This is a genomic window from Streptomyces amritsarensis (assembly GCF_001953875.1).
Taxonomy (GTDB): Bacteria; Actinomycetota; Actinomycetes; order Streptomycetales; family Streptomycetaceae; genus Streptomyces; species Streptomyces amritsarensis.
Genome location: NZ_MQUR01000183.1, coordinates 1 through 4,909, shown reverse-complemented (window position 1 = coordinate 4,909; position 4,909 = coordinate 1). Strand labels below are relative to the sequence as shown.

The 4,909-nt window shown below is 68.6% G+C and carries 4 protein-coding genes and 1 pseudogene; all 5 read right to left on the bottom strand.

Features of this window, described 5'->3' with window-relative positions:
* Nucleotides 1–66 (bottom strand): annotated as a pseudogene (locus AVW11_RS38855) (ATP-binding protein); the annotation flags it as partial.
* The gene (locus AVW11_RS35235; RefSeq protein ID WP_076047059.1) at nucleotides 47–589 is read right to left on the bottom strand and encodes a DUF742 domain-containing protein; all 543 of its coding nucleotides are present in this window, start codon (nucleotides 587–589) and stop codon (nucleotides 47–49) included. The pseudogene AVW11_RS38855 and the gene AVW11_RS35235, both read right to left, overlap by 20 nt.
* 93 nt (nucleotides 590–682) lie before the next feature.
* Entirely contained in the window at nucleotides 683–1,096 is a 414-nt protein-coding gene (locus AVW11_RS35230; protein WP_030037347.1) for a roadblock/LC7 domain-containing protein, read from the bottom strand.
* Nucleotides 1,097–1,106: 10 nt separating this feature from the next.
* The gene (locus AVW11_RS35225; protein ID WP_076047058.1) at nucleotides 1,107–4,292 is read right to left on the bottom strand and encodes a sensor histidine kinase; all 3,186 of its coding nucleotides are present in this window, start codon (nucleotides 4,290–4,292) and stop codon (nucleotides 1,107–1,109) included.
* A 308-nt stretch (nucleotides 4,293–4,600) separates the two neighbouring features.
* A partial coding sequence (locus AVW11_RS35220) for a GTP-binding protein (RefSeq protein ID WP_206281953.1) occupies nucleotides 4,601–4,909 on the bottom strand: 309 nt, incomplete at its 5' end.

Here is a 4,909-nt window from a genome sequence, read left to right as displayed (position 1 = left end):
CACCACGATCTTCGCGGAGGTGGTGGAGCGGGGAGCCGCTCCGCCGTTAGAGCTTGCGAAGTCCACTGAGCACCCTTTCGAGCAGTGTCACGTCTGGCTGGCCACCGGCAGACTCGTCGCCGCCGGGCTGGTGAATGGCGACAAGGCCCGCCTCCGCCAGGTCGGCTACGAGGATGCGGGCGACACCAAGAGGAATGGAGAGAAGTGCCGAGATCTCCGCGACGGATTTGATCTCCTGGCACAGGCGGCAGATGCGCTGGTGCTCGGGCAACTGCCCTTGCAGACGCGCGGGATCCGCCGTGGTACTGACCAGCGCCTCGATGGCGAGCTGGTAGCGCGGCCGAGTACGGCCGCCGGTCATCGCGTACGGGCGCACCAGCGGGTTGTGGGCCTTGGGGGCCTGCTGCCGAGGGGCGCGCGGAGGCGCCTGCGGGGGCATCTGGGGCTGCTGGGGCTGTCCGTACTGCTGGTAGTGGTTCTGCTCCGGCACGGGCCGGCTTGGTGCGGAGGGGAAGTTGAAGCGGTTCTGGTCGTGCCCACCCTGCGGCTGCTGCGCGCCGCCATAAGGATGTCCTCCGGGTGTTGTCACGTCTCCTCCTCCGACTCCAAGAACGCAGTACTCCCTGTGGAACCGCGCCACCGCACCCTACGGTGCGATGGCGCGAAACGCACTGCCTGTTTGCTAGTTGAGAAGGCTTCCCTGCAGTTCGGCGCGCAGGTCCGGGGTCAGGACACTGCCCGCACGATCCACCAGAAGAGCCATCTCGTAGCCCACGAGGCCGATGTCGCACTCCGGGTGCGCCAGCACCGCGAGGGACGATCCGTCGGAGACGGACATGAGGAACAGGAATCCCCGGTCCATCTCGACCACGGTCTGGTTCACGGCGCCACCCTCGAAGATGCGGGAGGCACCGGCGGTCAGCGAGGTCAGTCCGGAGGCCACGGCCGCCAGCTGATCGGCGCGGTCGCGCGGAAATCCGTCGGACATCGCCAGAAGAAGGCCGTCGGCGGAGACCACCACCGTGTGCGACACCCCGGGGGTGTTGTCCACGAAATTGGTGATCAACCAGTTCAGGTTCTGTGCCGCCTGGCTCATCGGGCTCACACTAACGCTCCTGGTCATAGCTGTTACTTGACTGCTCAGTACCCGCGCTGCGTCCCTGCTGGACACCCCGCCGCAGGTTGCTCAACCTGCCGCGGACGTCCTCCGGAGCGCGGGAGACCTGGGGGCCGCCCTGCGGGGTCGTCTCCGCTGCGCCCTCGACCAGGTTGGCCTTGGGCACGCGCCGAGGGAGACCGGACGGGGTGACCCCGCCCGCCTTCGGCTCACGGAGTTTGGCGGCCTGCTGCCAGCGCTCGTCGTTGCCCGAGCGCCAACCCGTGCCACCGTCCTGGTCCTGCTCCGCCGCCGCGGCCTGCCGCTGACGCTGCGGCCGCTGCTCGAAGAGGGACCCGGAGGACTCCGCTTCCTGCTGTGCCGACTGCCACTGCTGCTGGCTGCCGCGTCGCGGCAGGCCCGCTCCGGTCATTTCGTGACCGGTGTCGGCAGCGGCGCCCGGACGGTCGAAGCCTACGCGCTCCGCGGCCGGTTCGGGGACGGCCTGGGATTCCGATTCAGTCCCGTAATCCTGCTGGTAGGCAGCCGGATACGTGTTCTGTTCGGGCCACTCGGCCTGCCCCGACTGGGCTTCGTAGCCTCCGTCGTAGCTCTGAGTGCTCGACTGCTGGTCCGGGTAGCCGTCTTCCGTATAGGCGTAGTCCTGCTGCGGGTACGCCTCGTACCCCTGCTGCGTGCCCTGTCCGTCGTACGCGGGTTCGTAACCCTGCTCGGACTGCTGCTCGTAGCCCTGGTACGGCTGGTAGCCGTGCTCAGGCTGAGGTTCCGGATAGTCCTGGCCGCCCTGGTCGGCGTAGCCCTGCTCGTCCTGCGGGAAGCCGACCTGGGCCTCCAGGGCGGCACGGCGCTCCTCGCGGCCGAGCGAACGCCCGACCGGGTCGAGGCCGCGCCCCTCGCCGGCCTGCTCGTAGCGCGAGTCGTCGAAGCCGAGCTCCGCGGCCGTGCGCATCGGGGCGGCCTGCTGGGCCTTCTGCTCCGGAATGATCTGCGAGACCGTGAAGTCGTCGTCCGGGATGCCCTCGCCACCGCCACCGTGCGTGATGGCGTCGGGAAGCATGATCAGCGAGGTGGTGCCCGCCGCCTCGCCCGAGGGGCGCAGCTGGACGCGGATGTTGTGGCGGTCCGCCAGCCGGCCGACCACGAACAGACCCATGCGCTGCGAGATCGCGGCGTCCACGGTCGGCGGGTTGGCGAGCTTGTGGTTGATGTCCGCGAAGTCCTCGGCGGTGAGGCCGATTCCCTTGTCGTGGATCTCGACCATCACGCGGCCGTCGGGCAGGCGGGTGGCGTTGACGCGGACCTTGGTCTGCGGGGAGGAGAACGTGGTGGCGTTCTCCAGCAGCTCGGCGAGCAGGTGCACGAGGTCGGTCACGGCCTGGCCGTGGATCTCGGCCTCGGAGACACCGGAGAGCTCGATGCGCTCGTACTGCTCCACCTCGGAGGAGGCGGCGCGCAGCACGTCCACGAGGGGCACCGGCTGGTCCCAGCGGCGGCCCGGCTCCTCACCCGCGAGGATGAGGAGGTTCTCGCCGTTGCGGCGCATACGGGTGGCCAGGTGGTCCAGGCGGAAGAGGTTCTCCAGCTGGTCCGGGTCGGCCTCGTTGTTCTCCAGGTCGGTGATGAGGGTCAGCTGGCCCTCGATCAGCGACTGGTTGCGCATGGAGAGGTTCGTGAAGATCGCGTTGACGTTGCCTCGCAGGAGCGCCTGCTCGGCGGCGAGCCGGACCGCTTCCCGGTGGACCTGGTCGAAGGCGCGGGCGACCTCGCCGATCTCGTCCTGGGAGTCGATCGGGATCGGCGGGACACGGGTGTCGACCTTGCCCGGGTCGGTGCGCGAGAGCTGGTCGACGAGCGACGGCAGGCGCTGCTCGGCGATGTCGAAGGCGGCGGTGCGCAGGCGGCCCATCGCACGGCCCATCTGGCGGGCCATCATGCCGGCCAGGATGAAGGCGGCGAGCAGGGCCACGACCACGATGGCGCCGTTGGTGATGGCGTCGGCGCGGGCGTCGTCGGAGACCGCCACGGCGTCGTTGACGGCCTTCTCGAGGAGTTCCTTCTCGACCTCGTCGTAGCCGTCGAACTTGGACGTGGCGGCGAACTGCCACGCCGCCGGCGTGGTGCCGCCGTCGATGACCTTCTTCTTGGGCTCGCCGCTGGCGATCGCCTCGGTCATGCCGGTCAGGATCGACTTGTTGATCGGCGAGACGGGCGGGGTCTTGAAGGGGGTGCCGGCCTGCTCGGCGGCGGCCTTGGCCTCGGCGAGCTTGGCGGCGCCCTCCTCGGACTTCTTCGCCATGACCGTCTTCAGACGGTTCACGTCCTCCTCGGTACCCGCCGCGACGTACTCGCCGATGGCGATTTCCTCGAGGTAGGCGTAGGAGGAGAAGGCGACGAGCTGGGCCTTGCGGGTGTTCTCGTCGTTGCTCGGGCGTACGAGCAGGTGCGTGCCGACGGAGCGCTGGAGCGAGTTCGCCGCCTTGGCCAGCTGGATCGCGTAGACCATGCGGCCGTACGAGGTCACGTTGCCGGTGCCGAGACCGAGCTCGTTGGCGAACTGCATCAGGTAGTGCTGGACGGTGACGTAGCCCTCTTCGGTCGGGATGGGGCCGAACGAAGCGGGCGGGTTCTTCTTGGGGCTCTCGATCCCGGCCTGGTACGCCGTCTGGCGGACGTCCGTCAGCTTGGGCTCCTCCGCGCGGAAGAGCTCCAGACGCCGCTCCAGGCCCTCGTTCTCGGGCAGGTCCTGGACGGCCTTGTCGAACTTCTCCTTGGCCGCGGTGGTCGCCGCGTAGGCCTTGGTGACCTTGTCGTCCTTGGTCAGGCCGTTCAGGAGCGGCTCGGCGGTCAGGTCACGCTCGTTGAGCAGTGCCTGGCTGTACTCCGAGGCGGCCTGGACGACCCGGGCTATCCGCTCGGCGTCCTTGGCCTCGTTCCACGTGTCGATGGAGCCCTTCACCTGGAACCCGCCCATGACCAGGCCCACGAGGGCCGGCACGAGCAGGATGGCGTTCAGACGGGTCGGCACGCGCCAGTTGCGGGGAGAGAACCTGCTGGTGCTCCCGCTCTTCACAGGCGGTTCCACGGGCACGTCGGCGGGCGACGTGGCCGCTCGCGGCGGCGGGGTGAAGTTGCCGCGCGCGGGTTCATCCGCGGGGCTTGCGTTGCTTCGCCTCACTCGACCAACAACCTCTCGGCGGTGCTACTAGCTAGTTCGTTGAATTCCAGCACGGTTGACGGCCCTGTTCCAAACAGTTGAAATCCGTGAGTCTTGGAGACTTATGCCTCACATAAACCGGACATAAAGAGCGTCCTGCGGCAAAAGCCGGGGTGGTTGTGAGCACAGCGGCACCGGCTGAACGCATCCCGTTGCCAACCGCCTTCAATTCTCTGTCGAAACGTTATGAACGACAGGGGCGGGCCGTGTCATACGACACAGCCCGCCCCTCCCGTGCGGCAGTTGAAGCCGCCCTGCTGCCTGCGCCGCTACTTGAGCCGCGCCATGAGGGCGTGCTCGACGAGCGTGATCAGCGCGCTCTTGGCGTCCGCGCGGTGGCGGGCGTCCGTGGTGATGATGGGGGCGCCGGGGCCGATCTGCAGGGCCTCGCGGACCTCCTCCGGCGTGTAGGGCTGGTGTCCCTCGAAGCCGTTGAGCGCGACGACGAAGGGCAGGCCGCTGTTCTCGAAGTAGTCGACCGCGGGGAAGCAGTCGGCGAGACGGCGCGTGTCGACGAGCACGATCGCACCGATCGCGCCGCGGACGAGGTCGTCCCACATGAACCAGAAGCGGTCCTG